17 protein-coding genes are annotated in these 19543 nt (G+C 59.9%); 12 read left to right on the top strand and 5 right to left on the bottom strand.

The window, feature by feature from the left end; all coding sequences use genetic code 11:
* Positions 1 to 6: 6 nt before the first annotated feature.
* Positions 7 to 1443, bottom strand: a complete 1437-nt coding sequence (locus ACIOU9_RS12025) for an NAD(P)/FAD-dependent oxidoreductase (protein WP_133833772.1) — start codon at positions 1441 to 1443, stop codon at positions 7 to 9.
* Entirely contained in the window at positions 1440 to 2903 is a 1464-nt protein-coding gene (locus tag ACIOU9_RS12020) for a glycosyltransferase family 87 protein (protein ID WP_133833771.1), read from the bottom strand. The genes ACIOU9_RS12025 and ACIOU9_RS12020 overlap by 4 nt, the downstream gene beginning before the upstream one ends.
* A 240-nt stretch (positions 2904 to 3143) precedes the next feature.
* On the opposite strand from ACIOU9_RS12020, the gene ACIOU9_RS12015 reads away from it, so the two are divergent.
* From ACIOU9_RS12015 to ACIOU9_RS11985, 7 genes are all read left to right on the top strand, one after another.
* Positions 3144 to 4328: a cytidylyltransferase domain-containing protein gene (locus ACIOU9_RS12015; protein ID WP_402697027.1), complete on the top strand. Its 1185-nt coding sequence runs from the start codon at positions 3144 to 3146 to the stop codon at positions 4326 to 4328.
* Between the two features lie 12 nt (positions 4329 to 4340).
* Entirely contained in the window at positions 4341 to 5234 is an 894-nt protein-coding gene (locus ACIOU9_RS12010; RefSeq protein ID WP_105656602.1) for an N-acetylneuraminate synthase family protein, read from the top strand.
* Positions 5235 to 5321: 87 nt separating this feature from the next.
* Positions 5322 to 6317 (top strand): glycosyltransferase family 2 protein, encoded by a 996-nt coding sequence (locus ACIOU9_RS12005; RefSeq protein ID WP_105656603.1) that lies wholly within the window; start codon positions 5322 to 5324, stop codon positions 6315 to 6317.
* Positions 6314 to 7657: a polysialyltransferase family glycosyltransferase gene (locus ACIOU9_RS12000; RefSeq protein WP_105656604.1), complete on the top strand. Its 1344-nt coding sequence runs from the start codon at positions 6314 to 6316 to the stop codon at positions 7655 to 7657. Before ACIOU9_RS12005 ends, ACIOU9_RS12000 begins: the two co-directional genes overlap by 4 nt.
* An 11-nt stretch (positions 7658 to 7668) precedes the next feature.
* Positions 7669 to 8679, top strand: a complete 1011-nt coding sequence (locus ACIOU9_RS11995; RefSeq protein WP_402697025.1) for a hypothetical protein — start codon at positions 7669 to 7671, stop codon at positions 8677 to 8679.
* A gap of 8 nt (positions 8680 to 8687) precedes the next feature.
* Positions 8688 to 9920, top strand: coding sequence for a DUF6716 putative glycosyltransferase (locus ACIOU9_RS11990; protein WP_286134086.1), 1233 nt, complete (start codon positions 8688 to 8690; stop codon positions 9918 to 9920).
* 297 nt (positions 9921 to 10217) lie between these two features.
* Positions 10218 to 11303, top strand: a complete 1086-nt coding sequence (locus ACIOU9_RS11985; RefSeq protein ID WP_105656607.1) for an inositol-3-phosphate synthase — start codon at positions 10218 to 10220, stop codon at positions 11301 to 11303.
* 188 nt (positions 11304 to 11491) lie between these two features.
* On the opposite strand, the gene ACIOU9_RS11980 is transcribed toward ACIOU9_RS11985, so the two are convergent.
* Together ACIOU9_RS11980 and ACIOU9_RS11975 are read right to left on the bottom strand one after the other, a co-directional pair.
* Positions 11492 to 11614: a hypothetical protein gene (locus tag ACIOU9_RS11980; protein WP_255209577.1), complete on the bottom strand. Its 123-nt coding sequence runs from the start codon at positions 11612 to 11614 to the stop codon at positions 11492 to 11494.
* A 583-nt stretch (positions 11615 to 12197) separates the two neighbouring features.
* On the bottom strand, positions 12198 to 13649 hold the full coding sequence (locus ACIOU9_RS11975; RefSeq protein ID WP_105656608.1) for a CCA tRNA nucleotidyltransferase: 1452 nt from the start codon (positions 13647 to 13649) through the stop codon (positions 12198 to 12200).
* A 124-nt stretch (positions 13650 to 13773) separates the two neighbouring features.
* Between ACIOU9_RS11975 and ACIOU9_RS11970 the strand changes: the two genes are divergently transcribed.
* The 5 genes from ACIOU9_RS11970 to trxA all read left to right on the top strand — a co-directional run bounded on the left by ACIOU9_RS11970 (position 13774) and on the right by trxA (position 19185).
* The gene (locus ACIOU9_RS11970; RefSeq protein WP_105656609.1) at positions 13774 to 14313 is read left to right on the top strand and encodes an NUDIX domain-containing protein; all 540 of its coding nucleotides are present in this window, start codon (positions 13774 to 13776) and stop codon (positions 14311 to 14313) included.
* A 37-nt stretch (positions 14314 to 14350) separates the two neighbouring features.
* On the top strand, positions 14351 to 16054 hold the full coding sequence (gene murJ, locus ACIOU9_RS11965; RefSeq protein WP_402697023.1) for a murein biosynthesis integral membrane protein MurJ: 1704 nt from the start codon (positions 14351 to 14353) through the stop codon (positions 16052 to 16054).
* A 126-nt stretch (positions 16055 to 16180) separates the two neighbouring features.
* Entirely contained in the window at positions 16181 to 17767 is a 1587-nt protein-coding gene (locus tag ACIOU9_RS11960; RefSeq protein ID WP_402697021.1) for a hypothetical protein, read from the top strand.
* Positions 17768 to 17867: 100 nt separating this feature from the next.
* Positions 17868 to 18833 carry a thioredoxin-disulfide reductase gene (gene trxB, locus ACIOU9_RS11955; protein WP_402697019.1) on the top strand — a complete coding sequence of 322 codons (966 nt, stop codon included), beginning with the start codon at positions 17868 to 17870 and terminating at the stop codon, positions 18831 to 18833.
* 28 nt (positions 18834 to 18861) lie between these two features.
* Positions 18862 to 19185 carry a thioredoxin gene (gene trxA / locus ACIOU9_RS11950; protein WP_105662206.1) on the top strand — a complete coding sequence of 108 codons (324 nt, stop codon included), beginning with the start codon at positions 18862 to 18864 and terminating at the stop codon, positions 19183 to 19185.
* Positions 19186 to 19297: 112 nt separating this feature from the next.
* On the opposite strand, the gene ACIOU9_RS11945 is transcribed toward trxA, so the two are convergent.
* Positions 19298 to 19510, bottom strand: a complete 213-nt coding sequence (locus tag ACIOU9_RS11945; RefSeq protein ID WP_133833767.1) for a hypothetical protein — start codon at positions 19508 to 19510, stop codon at positions 19298 to 19300.
* Positions 19511 to 19543 lie beyond the last annotated feature (33 nt).

Genomic DNA, 19543 nt, shown 5'->3' with positions numbered 1-19543 from the left:
TGCCTCTCAGTTCACCGATTTCCAGTTTGCGATTCCGTATTCCCGCTTGAGCATCGATTGCGCTCCGAGGAATCCGCCCATGCCGTGCACCGACGGCCCCGGAGGCGCAGCCGAGGATACCAAGTACAGTCCTTTGGACTGCAGGTACCACGGGTCGGTCGAGATCCGAGGCCGCTTGATGCTGCCCAGCAGGTCCATGGTTCCCCCGGAAAGATCGCCACCGACCAGTGCCGAGTTCTGCACTTCCAAGTCCTGGGCGGTGACAACATGGGATTCAATGATTGTCTCGCTGAAACCAGGGGCTGCCTGTTCAATCATTTCCTTCAGTTCCCGGCTCATGTCTACCGGAGAATCCAGTGGCACGTGGCAGTAGGCCCAGATGACGTGCTGGCCCTGCGGTGCCCGCGAATCATCAAATTGCGAGGGCTGGGCAACAATCATGAACGGCTTCGCCGCTCCCCGGCGCACTGCGGCGCGTTCGGCCTTCCCGACCTGCGCCGCGGTGCCGCCCAGGTGCACGGTGCCGGCCTTGCCCAGAGTCTCGTCGCGCCATGGAACCGGTGCCGAAAGGACGTAGTGCACCAGGCAGCTTCCCGGCGAGCGCCGGATACTGCTCAACGCGTGCGAGAGCCGTTCAGGCAGGTGTCCTGTTGAAAGCTTGGCCGCGTTTTCGGCGGAGGTATCGAAGAGGATGCTCTGCGCAGAAAGCTCATCAACATGGTTGACGCGGGTGCCGGTAAGAATTTTTGCTCCATGAGCCATCGCTTCTTCGGCCAAGGCGTCGCTGATGGCTTGGGAACCTCCACGCGGGATGGCCCATCCCTTGCCGTGCGCTGTTGCTGCAAGGAACAGTCCTGCCCCGGCATTGGCCGGTCCGCGAGAGCCTCCCGCAACGTGGGCGGAACAGCCTGCGTAGAGCGCGGCGGCGCGTTCAAACTTTCCAGAAAAGAGTTCCTTGACGGCCATGCCCGCCACCGTGCTCACGGCAAAGGTCGCCAACGCTGCGGGGTTCGAGGGAACCCTCAGCAGAGGATTGAGCAGTGTCTGGCTGACCCCGTCAATCTGCTTGACCAGCGGGCCCAGGAGCCGGGTGTACATCTCGCCGTCCGCGCCTCCAAGTTCCTGCCCGGTGCGTTCCAGGTCCTTGTACGCGTAGGCGGTCCGGCGATCCAGCAGCACATGGGCGAAGGACAGCTCGGGGACGATGAACTCCACCTTGTCGTGGACGCCCAGTTCATGCATGGCTTGGGATTGCATGGCCATCGGATGCACTGCGCTGCCCAAATCGAATTTCGCTGCAGAACCATTCAGCGGCTGCGTTCTGGCGGCCCCGCCGATGGTGTCGTTGGCTTCATATACCGTGACGCTTAATCCAGCACGGGCAGCAACTGCTGCGGCTGCTAGCCCATTGGGCCCCGCACCGACAACGGCAACATCGCTCATGATTTATTTCCCGCCACTTCATTCGTTTTCTTGGATTGAGGCAGCAGTCCGCGCAGGGTCCAGCGGTCCTCCAGTCCGGCGAATGGGCCGGCCAAAGGATCATCCTGGCCCACGGCACGAATCGGGTCGTGGCGTGGATCAAGAATTGAACGTGCCACCAAGAACATCAGGTATCCCAGCATCACCATATGCGCCAGCACCAGCACCGCATAACCGGTCTCAGGGAAGGCCTTCTGCGCTTCTTCCGCAGAGAGGGAATCAAGGTAGAACCAAACAGCGTAGAAGTGCGCGATTTCCACGAGCATCCAGACAACGAATTCGCGCCAGCGCGGCAAGGCGAGGGCGAACAGCGGAATCAGCCAGACGATGAACTGTGGTGAATACACCTTATTGACCATGACAAAGGAAGCAATGATCAAGAAGGCCATGGAGGCCAGGCGCGGGGTGCGTTTAGCAGTCAAGCCCAGCACTGCGACGCCCACGCAGCACAGGAAGAAGAGGACCAGGCCGTAACGGGAAATCTGTTCGGCTTCAAAGAGCGGGACCCCTCCCCTGTTATCGGCGATGACATTCCATGCGTGCCAGAAGCTGGAGAAGCCTGCCCCGCGTTCAGAAGAGAAGTTGAAGAAGTGCATGAACGAGTCGGGGAACGCCAGCGCATAGGGAAGGTTCACCAGTGCCCATGTCGCCGCGGCGGTTCCGCCAGTCACCCAGAAGGTCTTGAGCCTGCCGGTGCGAATGGCCAATACCAGCACCGCGCCGAGGATGAAGAACGGATAGATCTTCATCGCGGCACCTAAGCCGATCAGCACCCCGGCAAGGACGGTGTGCTTTCGTGCGAATGCCAGCATGCCCAGGGCCAGCAAGGCCACAGCCCACATGTCCCAGTTGATGCTGCCGGCCAGGATGATGCCCGGGGCAATAGCCACCATTGCGGCATCCCACGGGCGGCGCCCGGTCATCCGCAGGGTGGCGATCACGGTGACCATCCACAGGATCGCAACGAGCAGCAGGTTGATGTCGAAGTACAGCAGCGAACGGTTTTCGATCCCCGTGGGGATGATCGAGGCAACGGCCGAGGCCACCGTGCTCATCAGTACCGGGTACTCGAACTGGGCGGTCGCGCTGAATGGCGCCCAGGGGTTCTCGGCGAAGCCGCGGGCGGAGAACAGCGGAACCCAGTCGCTGTAGCACGCATAGGCGTACGGGTTGTTGCCAGTCCACCCGTTGACCCGGCAGGGGTTCTTGGCAAGGAGCATCAGCAAGGCGCCCACGGTGGTCATCAGGATAATGACTCGTTCCACGCTGAAGAATCCTGGATCGACTCGGCCTGGATCGCTGTGTCGTCCCAGGCGGCCACCGATCATTGCGGTGAACTGTCGAAGGAACCCGTCAGCGCGTGATGGCACGGTAATCCGCAGGGGGCCACGCGTGGGCTGTGACTGGTTTGGCTCGTGCATACCCTCCAGCCTAAATGTTCTGTGCCTAAGCTCCGCCTTGCACACTCATGTTTCATTAGTCGCTTTGATCTTATATGCGGTTCCGAGGGCTCGAAATCCCTCTTCCGGATTCGCCTACTGGTACGTAAAACGCTTGCTGACCTCGCATTCAGCAAACAAACAGGTGATTACACCGGCACTTCACCGTGCGTTAACCCAGATGCCCCCTCTTAGTTAACTTGTGCCCATAGCGTCTTACTCGTGAGCAAAACCAACCAGCCAAATGCCATGGCGATCATCCCCGCCAGGGGAGGATCCAAGGGCATCCGGCTTAAGAACCTGCGTGAGATCGGCGGCAAATCGCTGCTGGGCCGCGCAATCGAATCAGCCAGATCCGCGGCGGCAGTCAGCGACGTCGTGGTCAGTACCGACCATGAGCAGATCAAGGCCGAAGCGCTTCGCTACGGGGCGCGAGTCATCGATCGACCGGCAGATATCGCCGGCGACACGGCCAGCAGCGAGTCAGTTGTGCTCCACGCGCTAGCGAATGCGGAATCTCAGCCAGAGATCACCGTGTTCATCCAGTGCACCAGCCCGTTCATCGATCCGGAGGATCTGGACGCAGCCATTGCGGCGGTTTCTTCGAAACGCGCCGACGTCAGCTTCGCAGCTGTAGCGGACCACGGTTTCCATTGGGGCCTGGATCCGCAGGGCGAAGCGGTCGCCGTAGGCCACGACAAGTTGCACCGTCCGCGTCGCCAGGATCGCGAACCGCGCTTCCGCGAAACCGGGGCCTTCTACGTGATGGATACCCGGGGATTCCGCGAGGCAGGGCACCGTTTCTTCGGAAAGGTCCGGGTTCACGAAGTTCCAGCAGAGCACGGCATCGACATCGATACCGAGGCAGACCTGCTGCTCGCTGGGCTGGCCGTTCCGGCCACCCGGGAACCGATCGAAGTCGACGCGGTCATCACGGATTTCGACGGGGTGCATACCCCGGACACCGCGTATGTCGATGAGCACGGAACCGAAACCGTGCGCGTCTCCCGCTCCGATGGAATGGGAGTGGCCCGGTTGCGGGCTGCCGGAGTGAAGTTCCTTATTCTCTCCAAGGAAATCAACCCTGTTGTCGCCGCCCGCGCCGCCAAGCTGAACGTCGAAGTGGCCCACGGAATCGACAACAAGGCCGAATACCTGGCCCGCTGGCTGGCTGACGAATCCATCAATCCGGCTCGTGTTGCCTACGTGGGCAACGACATCAACGATCTGGGCGCGATGGCATTGGTCGGCTGGCCGATCACCGTGGCCGATGCCCAGGAAGATGTGCACCGGGCAGCACGGTACAAACTGACCCGCAAGGGCGGGCACGGAGCGGTACGGGAACTAGCCGAACTGGTTCTCGCCGCACGCACCGCCACCAAGAGTTCTCCAAGTTTCACCCACTGAAAGGCAATACCCATGACTTCCATGACTACTGACATCAAGCCTGTTGCTATCGGCGACGTCCAGGTTGGCGCAGGCCAGCAGGTCTACGTCATCGGCGAGATCGGCATCAACCACAACGGCGACATCGAGATCGCCAAGCAGCTGATCGATATCTCTGCTGAAGCCGGTGCCAACGCAGTGAAGTTCCAGAAGCGCACCCCGGACATCTCCACCCCGATGGACATGCGCGACAAGATCCGCTCCACCCCATGGGGCGACATGACCTACCTGGACTACCGCTACCGCGTCGAGTTCGACCAGGCGCAGTACAAGGAGCTCATCTCCTACGCAGCTTCCAAGGGCCTGCACGCCTTCGCCTCGCCATGGGATGTTCCATCGGTCGAATTCATGGAAGAGCAGGGTGCAGTCACCCACAAGGTCGCCTCCGCATCGGTCACCGACATCGAGCTGCTCAAGGCCCTGGCGCAGACCGGCAAGCCGATCATCCTGTCCACCGGCATGTCCACCATCGAGCAGATCGACAAGGCCGTCGAGACCCTGGGTACCTCGAACCTGGTCATGATGCACGCTACCTCCACCTACCCGCTGCCTCCTGAAGAGGCCAACCTGCGCATGATCGAGACCCTGCGCGACCGCTACCAGGTCCCAGTGGGCTACTCGGGCCACGAGCGCGGCCTGCAGATCTCGCTGGCTGCTGTTGCCCTGGGCGCAGTGACCGTCGAGCGCCACATCACCCTGGACCGCACCATGTGGGGTTCGGACCAGGCCTCGTCGCTGGAGCCAAAGGGCTTCGAGTCGCTGATCCGCGACATCCGCATCCTGGAGCAGGCCATGGGTGACGGCGTGAAGAAGGTCTTCCCAGGCGAGCTGGCACCGCTCTCGCGCCTGCGCCGCGTCGACGCCTAAGCACGCCAACGTATCCGGCGGTTGGACTCACCGACGGGTCCAACCGCCGTTTATTTTTGTCTGCATGAGGAAGGCCTTGAAGCACAGATGAGTTTGATCCCCGGGCGCATTTCCGTGGTTATCCCCGCCTATAACCAAGAAGCATATATTTGCGATGCCTTGTCATCGCTGGTCCGGCAGAAGCTGGGACGCTGGGAGCTGGAAGTGCTCGTGGTTGATGACGCTTCCGATGACCAGACTGCTGCCCTGGTTCGCAGCTACCAAGACCAATTGCCTGGCCTGAACCTGATCTCGCTGCCTGAGAATGCCGGAGTTTCTGCCGCCCGCAATGCCGGGTTGGAACAGGTCACCGGCGAATACTTCACCTTCCTCGACCCCGACGACTGGTACTCCCCCGAGCATTTGGAAGCCCTGGCGGAATCCTTGACCGAACTGCACGTGGACTTCGTGCGTTGCGATCATGTGCGTGTCACCGGCACCAATCGCGTCATCCACCGCGCCCCGCAGGCGTTGCGCGGCATGCCGCTGAACCCGGCCGATGACATTGAACCTATCGATTCGCCGTCCATGGTGGACTACGCCTTCGTGTGGGCGGGCATGTACCGCACCGACCTGATGCGCGCCCGCGAACTGATGTACTTCGACGCGCAGTTGCACAGCGCCGAAGACCGCCTCTGGCTATGGAAGCTGCATCTGAACACCGAGCGCTATTCCGTCGTTTCCTCCCCCGGGGTGTTCTACCGCCGCGGCCTGCCCGGCTCGCTGACCCAGGTCTTCGACCACCGTCAGCTCGGCTTCATTCCGGCCTACTCGCAGATCCTCACCGAGGTGCGCTTGCACCCGGACGCGGATCGCCACCTGCCCAAGGCGATGCGGCAGTTCTTCGCCATCGTGTGCCACCACGAGAAGCGCGCGAAGAACTACCCGCCGGAAGTCCGCTTGGAGATGAAGCAGAAACTGCGCCAGGTATTCACCACTATTGATGCGCCGATGGCCCGCCAGGTTGCCCTCGAGATGGACGTTGCCCGTCGCCGCCATATTCTCTCCTTCCTCCAGCCAGGTCAGATCGGGGCCGCCAAGTGATCGCACTGATTGAAGCCAGCAGCTATTTCCAGCTTGCTTCTCTGGCCGCGATGGCCGATGCAGGACTGCTCCCCGAGGCAGATGAACGAATTCTCGTCTTGGCTAACGGCTCGCAGGTTCCGGAACTGACTACTGCGTTGGATGAAGTCCCGGGCTTCGAGAAGCTTGCCGCCCGCTTTGACCGCGTGGTGGATTTCGCTGCGCTGACCTCCCCGCGTCGCCCGGCACAGTTCAACCCGCGTGAGGACGAGCTGCATATTTTCGAACGCCTCCTGCGCAGCGCTTGGGATCTGGGCAATGAACCCTTGACCTTGGTTCTGGAATCCATCCAGGTCAATCCGGCGCGTGCGCTGGCGCGTATTTTCTTTGATGCCCAGCTGTGGATCCACTCCGACGGCTTGATGTCCTATGGCCCAACCCGTAATCGATTGCCAATGCCGCTTCGCCAGCGCGTCATGGGCACCATCCATGTGGACTTGGTTCCAGGACTGCAGCCTCACCTGCTCGCAGAGCTCGAGCCGCGGCGCGAGGTCTTGGCCACCGGCGGCCTGGCTGCAATCTTCGGCGAACTGGCCCAGGGGGCAGAATTCGATCTGCCAACCGGCAGTGCGCTGATCCTCGGCCAGTACCTGGGTTCCTTGGGCCTGATGGATGCCGAGGAAGAATTCGAGCTGCATCTGGAAATGCTCAACGAGGTGGCCCGCCGGGAAATTTCCACCGTCCTGTTCAAGGCGCACCCATCGGCCAGCGCCACCTCAGCGGCACGCTTGTCTGCAGCCGCCAGGGACATGGGGCTGGATTTCCGGTTGGTCGGCACCGATCATCTGGCGGAAACCGTCATCGCGGCGGTACGTCCAGCCGTGGTGATCTCCTGCTTCTCCACAGGCTTGGCCACCGCCAAGTACATCCTGGATACCGAGGTCTACGCAGTGGGCACCGGCAGACTGCTCCAGGCGCTGGCTCCCTACGAGAATTCCAACCGCATCCCGTTGTCCATCATCCATGCCTTGTTCGTCCAGGACGTGCCGGTTCCGGCGCACGGTGGCGGCAGCGACCGCCTCACCGAACTGCTGGCTGCCGTGGCCTACTGCATGCAGGCCGCGCAACTGCCTCACCTGCGCGAGCAGGCCGAGTCCTTCTTGTCCGCGCACTACCCGGAGTTCTCGGCTCATTTCAAGCGCCGGCGCATCACCAGGCTCGAGCTGCCTCCACGCTGGGCGCACATCAGCTCGCGCCGCTCGCTGCCTTCCAAAGTCCGCGGGGCCTCGCGCCGTGTGCTGCGCAATGGTTCCAAGCAGCTGGACACGCTTTCCAAATCCCTGAGCCGACTGGCAAAATGACCCTCACCATGATGAAACTGACTCAACATGACACCCACGAGGTGCCACGCCCGCGTTTCGGCACCGCGCACGTTTGGGTGGAGTCGCCACTGCAGCTGCTTTCGGCGGTAGAAACGCATGCAGCGGGGCTGCTGGGCACGGACATCCGGATCATCCCCCGTCAGGGAATGCCCCTGGAAGCCACGACGCAGGCAATGCTGAATCATGCCCCTGCAGGGGTTCATTTTGAACCGGCCGCTCGTAAGCCTCCGCAGCCCAAGGGCGCTGCCGATCGGTATGTCACCGGCGACGCCTACTCGGGCAAGATCCAGCGCACGCTGCTGGCAGGCGTACGGGCCAAGGAAATCGTGATCATCGATGACGGCATGGCTACGCTGGCCCTGATCAAGCAGCTCATTTCCGATGAGCCCACCCCGTTGGTGCGCGCCCGGACCAGGAATTCCGCAGCACGCGTGGCCATGGGATTGGCGACCTGGCATCGTTTGCGCCAGCTGGCCCGTGAAGATCGCCTGTTGATTGTTTCAGCGTTGTATGTCGACCCGGCATCCCGTCAGAAGATGGCTGATCTGGGGATCAAATTCGCGCAGCACAAGTTTGAATGGCTCGCTACCCAGCCGGTAGCCGAGCAGTTCACCGAATCTACCTTGCTGATCGGTTCGGCGATGGTGGCTGATGAGCTGATTTTTGAGCAGCCGTATCTGCGCTGGATTGAGCAGATCGCTTCCGAAGGCCCGGTTGCGTACTTCCCGCATCGCCGTGAAACTCCCGAATTGCTGGAGAAGATCTCGAGGATTGATCAGGTGGTGCTCAAGGAGCACACCGTTCCCATTGAAATGCGTTTGCGTGTCCTGCGACCAGGCCAGGAGATCCGCGCCTTGCCTTCCACGGTGATTCCATCCCTGCGCCTGCTGCTGGGTCCTGATGCCCGCTGCCTCTATCCGCAAGCCGTGATTGACAGCTGGTGGACCCCTGGTACCCCATCCGAGTTGCGCGAGCACCTATCCAGTTCATTGAAGGTGTGAATCAGCCGATGAAGCCATCAATACTTGCCATCGCCGACTCGGATTCCTATCTGAAGCTGGCAACGAGCTTCCTGAACCGCCTAGGTCCCGCATGGGATCGCAAGGTGTATTTGGCGCGGACCCCGGTGATGCCGACCGCCGACCAGATCGCAGCCGCCTTTGAAGGCACGGATCTGGATCCGGATATCCTGCAGGTGATTTCCGTATCCCAATTAGAAGCCGACACCGTAGATGAAGACATTGTTTTCGCTTCGGCCACCGGGCCGGTAGTTGCCGAGATCTACTCTCGCATGCTTCGCACCGAGCCGACTGATGGCCGGTGCACCGCACTGATTTCCGCCCTGCCTGGCGTGGCATTCCCCGCCACGCAGAAGGGGTGGAACTATCGTCGAGCCGGCGATGCGTTCATTTGCCATTCGCATGCCGAAGCCCGTGATTTCTCATTCATGATCGAAGGCCAGGTAGGGCACCAGCCGACCATCATGGTCAGCAAGCTCCCGTTCTTGCACTCGGCAGGATTCCCGCCAGCGCAAAAGCAGGTGGTCGAACGCTTGGTGTTCGCGCCGCAAGCGAAGGTACCTGCCCAAGAGAGCGAACGCGAGTCGATCCTGCTGGCTCTCGAGCAGGCTAGCAAGATGAATCCCGAACTTGAGGTGATCGTCAAGCTCCGCGCCAAGGCCGGTGAGCCCCAAACGCATCTCGAGGCGTTCCCGTACGATTCGCTGTTCGAGAAGTTGCAGTCCGAACGGCGGATCGGGCCCGAGTCGCGGCTTCGCTTCGATACCGGATCGATGAGTGAAGCATTGGCCGATGGCAGCGCCTTGGTAACAGTGTCTTCGACTGCTGCCTTGGAATCCATTGATCGCGGGTTGCCAACGCTGGTCCTTTCCGACTTCGGCGTCAGCGCGCAGATGATCAATACGGTCTTTGTTGCCTCCGGCGTCATCGGCACCTTGGATGACGTCGCCGGCTTGAGCTTCGGTGAACCTACCAAAGCCTGGTTGCGGGAAAACTACTTCCACAGGGTGGACCACAGTTTCGTTCAGTCCCTCGAGATTCTCGCGCAGCGAGCTCGAGCTGGAAAGCTGCACACTGATCCGGAAATGCTGGCGCATATTCGCCGCCAGCCATTGCGCCACCGCCTCAGAACAACGTTGCCTGCACCGCTAGTCAGGGTTTTGGTGAAGTTGCGGCACCAGTTCGGGCTAGCACGCAAAAATGGCGCCAACTCATGGTCATGACCAACTAGGTCTTAGCCCATGAAGTCACTTTAATGCCTGAATTGATCGTCATTGTCAGTAGTATCCAATCCTTAGGTGCTTTACCTGCTATTGGTGCAGCTGCGCTGAGACAGTGCAGTAATCACCTCGGTTTCGCTAGCCCAGAGAGGCCGCCCCGATAGTTATTCGGTGATACCGGGCACGATTGGGAATGTTTGCACTCCATTAAGACTTAAGATCATTGTGGGTCAATTTGCGCAATGCGCTTTTGCGCGCCCTATTGCCCAAAGGTTTTATACATTTCAATAAGGAGTTCATGTGTCGGCGAACCCGATTCGCGTTGCCATCGTAGGCGTAGGCAACTGCGCCACTTCCCTTATCCAAGGTGTTGAGTACTACCGAAACGCCGATGCTGATTCCACGGTTCCAGGTCTCATGCATGTGCAGTTCGGCCAGTACCACGTGGGCGACGTTCAGTTCGTTGCCGCCTTCGATGTCGACGCCAAGAAGGTCGGGCTCGACCTCTCGGAAGCCATCTTGGCCAGCGAGAACAACACCATCAAGATTGCCGACGTTCCAACCACCGGAGTGACCGTTCAGCGCGGCCACACCTTGGATGGCCTGGGCAAGTACTACCGCGAGACCATCGAAGAGTCTGCAGCCGAGCCAGTTGACATCGTCCAGTCCCTGAAGGACAACGAAGTCGATGTCCTGGTTTGCTACCTGCCAGTTGGTTCCGAGCAGGCCGCCAAGTTCTACGCACAGTGCGCCATCGACGCAGGCGTTGCATTCGTCAATGCCCTGCCTGTATTCATCGCCGGCACCCCAGAGTGGGCGCAGAAGTTCACTGACGCCGGTGTGCCAATCGTTGGCGACGACATCAAGAGCCAGATCGGCGCAACCATCACCCACCGCGTGATGGCCAAGTTGTTCGAAGACCGCGGCGTTGTCCTGGACCGCACCTACCAGCTGAACGTTGGCGGCAACATGGACTTCAAGAACATGCTCGAGCGCGATCGCCTGGAATCCAAGAAGATCTCCAAGACCCAGGCAGTCACCTCGAACACCTCCGCCGCCCTGGGCGAAGACGACGTGCACATCGGCCCAAGCGACTACGTTGCATGGCTTGATGACCGCAAGTGGGCTTTCGTCCGCCTCGAGGGCCGCAACTTCGGCGATGCTCCGGTCAACCTGGAATACAAGCTGGAAGTTTGGGACTCGCCAAACTCGGCCGGCGTGATCATCGATGCCGTACGCGCAGCGAAGATCGCCCTGGACCGCGGCATCGGCGGTCCGATCCTGTCGGCTTCGAGCTACTTCATGAAGTCGCCACCAGAGCAGTACGACGATGAGACCGCGCGCAACAAGGTGGAAGCCTTCATTCGCGGCGACATCGAGCGCTAGCCCTCCGCGTTAGCGGAAAGGCAATGGCCAGGACCGTTCGGTCCTGGCCATTGCTGTATTCGACAGTGCTCTGGATGCGGAGAAGCCCGCCGGCTTGCAGGCCGGCGGGCCTCTTGGCGATGCCTTGCGAGTTCATCATGGGTACCTCGGATTCTTGTTAGCGGGCAACGGTAATGGCGTTGCCGGCCTTAGCGAATTCGAAGGTACATTTCTGGTGGCACGTGGTTCTTCAGCTCACGCTGACGCATGCGGCGGTTGAACTCGGTGCTATCAAGGTTGGTGAACTTGCGCTTGTCTTGACGCTTTTTCATTTGCTGTCCCTCCCTTCGGTCAAAGTAGAAGGGGAGGGAAGATCTTGGCGCGTAGTTGAAATGGCGCGAGCTTTCAGGCTTTCTGGTCCTGCGAAGATTAATTCCGAGGTGCGAACTGCCCGTTGAGCGGATGAGGAGAACAGTGGACTAGGCATGAAAAAAGTTCCTAAGGGTGAGAGTCGATTACTGACCTGCAACCTCAGGAACTTATGCGGGATTTACCGTGAGTTAGGAATCCGCTTGTCCGGAGGTTGGGGAAATGAGCTTGCACAGACGAGACATGGGAGAGCCGCCAATAAATCGCGCTCCGCGATGAGTCTCTGTGTACCAATTGGTATTAATCATTTCGCCACCTCCTAAAATCTGCTCTCGTCCGGCCATGGATGCCATGGGGCCTCTTTGAAAAGTTTTCTCAATCCGCAAGTCTCATTGAGACTTCCCAATCACAGTATTCAGCATACATGGATTAACCCCGATGCGCTACAAATTTGCGCAGAAACTTTAAGCACTTTCCCGGGGACGGCAAAAGCACCCGAATCCATGCGGATTTCAGGTGCTTTTCCCTTGGTGCTCAGGTCAGAGGTTACCCCTCGGTAGCCGATTCCTGGGCTTCAGGCTGTTCTTTCCACCAGGCGCGCAAGCGCTCAGTGGCGATTTCCGCGCCCAGCGGGCCTTCGTCCAAACGCAGTTCCAAGAGGAACTTGTATGCGCGGCCAACGACCTTGCTCGGCTTGATTCCCAACAGGTGCATGATCTGCTCGCCGTCAAGATCCGGGCGGATTGACTGGAGCTCTTCTTGCTCGGCGATCTGCGCGATGCGCGCCTCGAGGTCGTCGTAGGCAAAAGCTAGGCGGTCGGCCTTCTTGCGATTGCGGGTGGTGACATCCGAACGGGTCAGGCGGTGCAGGTGCTCGAGCAGGTCTCCAGCATCGGTGACGTAACGGCGCACCGCCGAGTCGGTCCAGCCGGCCTCGCCGTAGCCATAGAAGCGCATGTGCAACTCGACCAGTCGGGCTACGGACTTGGTGGTGTCCTTGTCGAAACGCAGGGCGCGCATACGCGCCTTGACGAGCTTCGAACCCACCATGTCATGGTGGCGGAAGGATACCGCGCCGCTTGGTTCAAATTTGCGGGTCGCCGGCTTACCGATATCGTGCATCAGCGCCGCGAAGCGCAACACGAAGTTCGGGCCGGGAACAGGTCCCTCTTCGTCGGTTTCCAACGCCATGGCTTGTTCCAGCACGGTCAGCGAATGCTGGTAGACATCCTTGTGCCGGTGGTGCTCGTCAATTTCCAGACGCAGTGCCGAGACTTCGGGCAGCACCTTATCGGCCAGGCCAGTTTCCACCAGAAGGTCGATTCCCGCGCGCGGGTCTGCACCGTTGATCAGCTTGACCAGTTCATCGCGAACCCGCTCGGAGGAAATGATGTCGATCCGATCGGTCATTCCGCTCATGGCTTCGCGCACCTCTGGACTGACTTCGATCTTCAGCTGCGAAGCAAAACGGGCAGCACGCATCATGCGCAGCGGATCGTCAGAGAAGGAGATATCAGGTGCACCAGGGGTGCGGATGGACCCGTCTTCCAGCGAGCTTACGCCGTCGAAAGGATCCACCAGCTCGAGCTGCGGCAAGCGCAGAGCCATCGAGTTCATGGTGAAGTCCCGACGGAAGAGATCGTCGTGCAGGTTATCACCGAAGGCAACGATCGGCTTGCGCGACTCCTTGTCATAGGCATCAGCGCGGTAGGTCGTGACCTCTAGCGTGTGTTCGCCCTTCTTGAAGGCAATAGTTCCAAACTCGCGTCCCACATCCCAAACGTTATCGGCCCAGCCGGAAATCACCTTGATGGTTTCTTCCGGGCGAGCGCTGGTGGTGAAATCGAGGTCCGGGGATACGCGTCCCAAGTACAGATCCCGAACCGGCCCACCTACCAGCGACAATTCATGGCCCGCCCGAACAAAACGGTCGGCCAAGTCGAAAATAACCGAGGGCAGGATTTGACGCAGTGCGTCAGGCGAGGGAAGTGCATGCATAGTTACTTAAGCGTGCCAGAAATCCCGGAAGAATGCTTGAAATTCCGACGGATTTGCCTGCGAGATAACTTACTTGTCCACGTCGATCAGGCGGCGAACGGTACTTTCTCGATAGAGTGGTTCCATGAACCGACCGATCCCGTCTGCCCCAAAGCGCACCCCATTGACTGCGTCAATGGCTCGCGCGCAGGCAACTGGCGGTCACACGAGCCTGCCGACCGTGGAAGAAGTCTCTTCCGGCGGCATCGTGATCGACTTCAACGACCCCACCTTCCCAGTGGCCATCATTGCCCGGTACAACCGTGGCGGACGGCTGGAATGGTGCCTGCCCAAGGGCCACCCGGAGGGCGTGGAAACCAATGAGGAAGCGGCTATCCGCGAAATCGAGGAAGAGACCGGCATTGCCGGACGCATCCTCGCCCCGCTGGGTTCGGTCGACTACTGGTTCACCGTGACGAATTACCGTGTGCACAAGACCGTGCACCATTTCCTGCTGGAAGCTACTGGCGGGCATCTGACGATCGAGAATGATCCCGATCATGAAGCCGTCGATGTTGCCTGGGTCCCCATCGGTTCCCTGGGCAAGCGCCTGTCCTTCCCTAATGAGCGCCGGATCGCTGATCTGGCACGCGAGGTCCTTACAAAGCATGTCTCAGGTTCCTAATCCATCTGCGGGCTCCGATCAGCTACACACCGGAGCCATGGACGTAGTCGCCGGACCTCCCCCGCAGCAGGCAGCTCAGCCTGTTGGCTCGCGCTCCAGGATCTATGCCCTGATGGCCTCCGGCACGATGGTCTCCCGCTTGCTGGGCTTCGTGCGCACGGCCTTGCTGGCGATGGCCATTGGTTCGGTCACCTCGGTGGCTGACATCTTTGAAAAAGCCAATATCATCCCGACTATCATCTACATGCTGCTGGCCGGCGGCATTTTCAACGTCGTGCTGATCCCGCAGCTGATCAAGGCCTCCAAGGCGAAGGACTGCGGCGCCGCGTACACGTCGAAATTGGTGACGCTGACCGTCGTGGGCATGGGTATCCTGACTCTGATCCTCACGCTCTGCGCCAGGCCATTGATCACAGTGCTCACCAATAACTGGACCGAGCCGATGATCGCGTTGGGAACGGCCTTTGCCTACTGGTCGCTGCCGCAGATCTTCTTCTATGGGCTCTACGCAGTGCTGGGCCAGGTGCTGAACGCGAATGGCCGCTTTGCCGCATTCATGTGGGCTCCTGCGGTCAACAACATCATCCAGCTGATCGTCATTGGCGCTTTCATCCTGACTTTCGGCGCCTACTCTTCGGGCGACCCGATGCAGGATTGGAGCGGCGTCAAGACCATGTGGCTGGCTGGCGGTGCCACCTTGGGTATCGTATTGCAGTCGGTGGCGCTGTTCTGGCCACTGAAGAAGACCGGGCTGAAACTGACACTGGACTTCCAATGGCGCGGCATGGGACTGCGCCACGTGGGCAAGCTGGCGATCTGGACCCTGGCGGCCATGGTGATCGGCAATCTCTCCTCGCTGGTGTACTCCAAGATCGTGTCCGGAGCTACCGCGGCTCGAGCGCAGCTGCCTCCCGAACAGGCCGCCTCGGTAGCCGGCGAGTACGCGTTGAACACCTCGCAGTTGATCACCGTGCTGCCGCACTCCCTGTTCGCGCTGACCGTCGCCACCGTGCTGTTCAACGACTTCGCCCGGGCATTCACCGAGAACCGCCGCAAGGATGTTGGCAAGCTGCTCAATCAGGGCATGCGCTCCACCGCAATCCCTATCGTGTTCTGCACGCTGGTCTTCATCGTGCTGGCCGGACCGCTAGGCAGGCTCTTTGCCGGCAACTCCGAGAATGCTGCGCAGGCCGCGGGCGCTCTCGGGCAGCTGCTGGTGCTCACCGCCCTTGGGCTGCCGTTCAAGTCCTTGCAGTTCTTCATGCTGCGTGTCTTCTACGCAGAGGAAGATACCCGCACCCCGATGCTGATCCAGTCGGCCACCGCCGGGCTCGGATTGATCTTGGCGTTCGCCGCTGCCGCCGTGGTCGATCCGCTGCATATCGCCGCCGCCATTGCCTTCATCTACGGCTTGACCAACGTGCTGACCTGCGTCGGCACCCACTATCTGATCAAGCGCCGCTACGGCAACTACGGTGTTTCCTCTGTCATCGACACCTACATTCGAGTCGGTTGGATGGCTACGCTCTCCTCCATCATTGGATGCATCGCGCTCTGGCTGCTGGGTGGATTCAACTTCGGATTCGCCTACGACTCCGTATTCAGCGCCCTGGTTTCGGTGGCTATTGTCGCGCTGGTGATGGGCATCGTCTTCATTGGCTTGCTGTACAAAACCAAGGTCCCGGAGCTCCAGTCGTTCCTGGGTCCGATCCTTCGCAGAATCCCGGGACTCAATCGCTGATGGTCCGCTGAAACTTGCTAGTGATTCTGGGCAAATAGGCACCAAATAGCTTGATCTGACCGGTAACATGGCAGGTGGTGGTCCGTGGACCGCCACCGAACCAAAATCAACCCCTTGGAGATGCACGTGTCGCAGCCAATCGATGTCGGCTCTGTCCTCAGCGGTCGCTACCAAGTAACCGAGAGTGTCCTTTCATCAGCTGAAGGAGACTTGGTACTCGGTGGCGTAGACCAGGTACTGAACCGCTCGGTCAGCATCATGGTGGCTTCCGTGGAGAATTCATCGCAGCTGGCAACGAGCGCACGCGAAATCGCCATGGGCGAGCGCGCTTCGAACGTTCAGGTGCTGGATCTGGGCATCACCGATGCCAACCAGACCTACCTCGTCGCCAACACCGCGCGTTCCTCGGACCTGCTGGACCTGGTTTTGGAAACCGACGACGCTCCATATGTTGAGCCGTTCTTCACCGACACCCTGGGCACCGAGATCTTCGGCGAGTCTCGCCAGGCCGTCCCTGAGACCTACGAAGACGACAACGAGTACTACGACCAGCTGCAGTACGAAGACGAACCAGAGCAGCAGGGCAAGATCGGTTCCGCCTTGGCTGGTGGCTTCGCAGGACTGAAGAACCGGTTCGGCAAGAAGAACCAGGAACAGCCTGAAGAAGAACAGTTCGACCAGACTGCGCCTAATGAGCAGGTTCCCGCCACCATGGCTACCCCGGTTGCGCCAGCTGAAAAGCCAGCGGCCGAAGACAAGCCGAAGGTCTCCCGCCTGGAAGACGAAGACGAGCCTAATGTCACCGCAACTGCGGCACTGGCTGCCGCTGCGCAGTCCAAGGGCAAGACGCCGGCCAAGCCTACCCAGAAGCCTGCCGAGGAAGATGAGAAGCCGGCAAAGAAGAAGGCTGCAGCAGCTGGAGCCGTAGCCGGCGCAGGCGCCGCTGCGGGTGCCGCCGCTGCCGCTGCCTCGAAAGCCTCGACCTTCCCCGCAGCTGCCAAGAATGCTTCTGCCCAGGACCCCCAGGTCGGCGAAGAGGAAGAGGAAGAAGGCGGTTCCAAGGGAACTCGCCTGCTGGTTGGCGCCGTCTTGCTCATCGTGCTGATTGTTGCAGTCGTGTTCGCTTTCAACTTCCTTGGTGGGGACAAGAACACCACCGCCGATGGCGAGCAGCCAACTGCCGTGGAGTCCCCGGAAAAGCCATCCGAGACCGAGAAGGAAAAGGACTCAACCGAGGACGCCTTGCCTGCTCCGAAGATCGACGACGTATCCCGCCTGGTTCCCGGCAATCAGCAGCTGAACTCCGAAACCGATGGCAAGCTGGGCCAGATGATCGACGGCAACGCCTCGAGCACCTACTCAACGTACTCGTACACCACCGCTGATTTTGGCGGCTTCGCTTCCAACATGGTCTTCATCCTGGAACTGGACGAGCAGTCCAAGATCTCCGAGGTCAATCTCGAGGGCCTGAACGGCACCGGCGGCAACTACGAAATCCTCGTCGGCGAATCCGAAGACCTGGGCGATGCCAAGTCGGTAGCCAAGGGTTCATTCTCCGGTCCTTCGGTTTCGGTAACTGCCAAGGACGACGACAAGGACTACATGGAAGGAACCCACGTGTTCCTGGACATCACCGACCTGCCTCGCAAGGCATCCGGCGGCAATGATTCACGTCCATTCGGTCTCCAGATCGGTGAATTCTCCGCCAAGTAATAGAAGCGGAATTTTTTACGAAAGCAATGCGTTGAGGTGGATAGTGAGGTTAGACCTTGCTATCCACCTCGCATTATTAGAACGAAAGGGTTCTACCCCCGTGACTTCAGCACAGAACGACGAAATCCGCGACGTCATCATTGTCGGCTCCGGTCCGGCCGGTTACACCGCCGCGGTTTACACCGCCCGTGCGAATCTGAACCCACTAGTCATCGCCGGCTCAGTCACTGCCGGCGGCGAACTGATGAACACCACCGACGTGGAGAACTTCCCAGGCTTCCCCGAGGGCATCATGGGCCCAGACCTGATGGACAACATGCAGAAGCAAGCCGAACGCTTCGGCGCCGAGATTCTCTTCGATGACGTCACCGAAATGAACCTCGAAGGCGAAATCAAGACGCTGTCCCTGGCTGACGGCACCATCTACCGTGCTCGTGCTGTCATCGTCTCCACCGGCTCCGCCTACCGCGAGCTGGGCCTGCAGGACGAAAAGCGCCTCTCTGGCCATGGCGTCTCCTGGTGCGCCACTTGCGACGGGTTCTTCTTCCGCGACCAGAGAATCGCCGTGATCGGCGGTGGCGACTCCGCCATGGAAGAAGCACTGTTCCTGACCAAGTTCGCCTCCAAGGTCATCGTCGTGCACCGCCGCAACGAGCTGCGCGCTTCGAAGATCATGGCCGACCGCGCCCTGGCCCACGAGAAGATCGAGTTCATCTGGGACTCCGAAGTCATCGGCATCAACGGTGCCGATAAGGTCGAAGGCTTGGTTGTGAAGAACCGCACCAGCGGCGAAGAATCCACCGTGGATGTCACCGGTATCTTCGTGGCCATCGGCAACGACCCACGCGTGGATCTGGTCAAGGACCAGCTGCAGCTGACTTCCGAAGGCACCATCGCCGTTGAAGGCCGCACTTCGAAGACCTCGTTGCCAGGTGTCTTCGCTGCCGGCGACGTCATCGATTCCACCTACCGCCAGGCCATTACCGCGGCCGGCTCGGGCTGCGCCGCGGCCCAGGACGTGGAGTACTACCTGGCCAACGTTTCCGAAACCCTCGCTACCGCCTAATAGTTTTCTCAGAAAGGGGTTGTCTCTCATGAGCAACGCAAAAGCAGTAACTGAAGCAACCTTCCAGGCCGATGTCCTGGATGCCGACAAGCCAGTGATCGTCGATTTCTGGGCTGAATGGTGCGGCCCTTGCCGCCAGCTCGGTCCAATCCTGGATCAGATCGCAGAAGAGCACGCTGCGAAGGTCGACGTCGTGAAGGTCAACGTCGATGAGAACCAGGGCATTGCCGCGAAGTACGGCATCACCAGCATCCCAGCCGTATACGTCTTCAAGGGCGGCGAGCATGTCGCTACTTCCATCGGTGCCAAGCCGAAGGCTGTCATCGAGAAGGACTTCGCAGAATACCTGTAAGCCAAGAACATGATTGAAGTGGGGATCAACCGCAAGGTTGGTCCCCACTTCTTATTTAACCGTGGCGCCGCGAGAAGTTCACTTGCTTTCGTTCTCTGGCCGTTTCCGAGCCTTACCCCAGCTCAGGTTGAGCCGGTTCTTCATCTGAAGGCCCTTTTGACATGCTGTTGCGAATATCCAAGGTAAAATATTTGTTTTTATTATTCTGGCTCTGTTCTATGACGCTTTGCACAGTTCTTTGGCACCCGTCAGCCAAGATGCGCATTTCATGCTCAGCAATGGACCCGGCAAGTTCGGGTTCGCATTTGATCGTTTCTCTGGCCACCTAGACAGGTTCCCGAATTCTGAATCTTGATGT

The organism is Glutamicibacter sp. NPDC087583 (assembly GCF_044743685.1).
Taxonomy (GTDB): Bacteria; Actinomycetota; Actinomycetes; order Actinomycetales; family Micrococcaceae; genus Glutamicibacter.
Note: the sequence above shows the minus strand (reverse complement) of the source record. Positions and strands in the feature narration are given on the sequence as shown.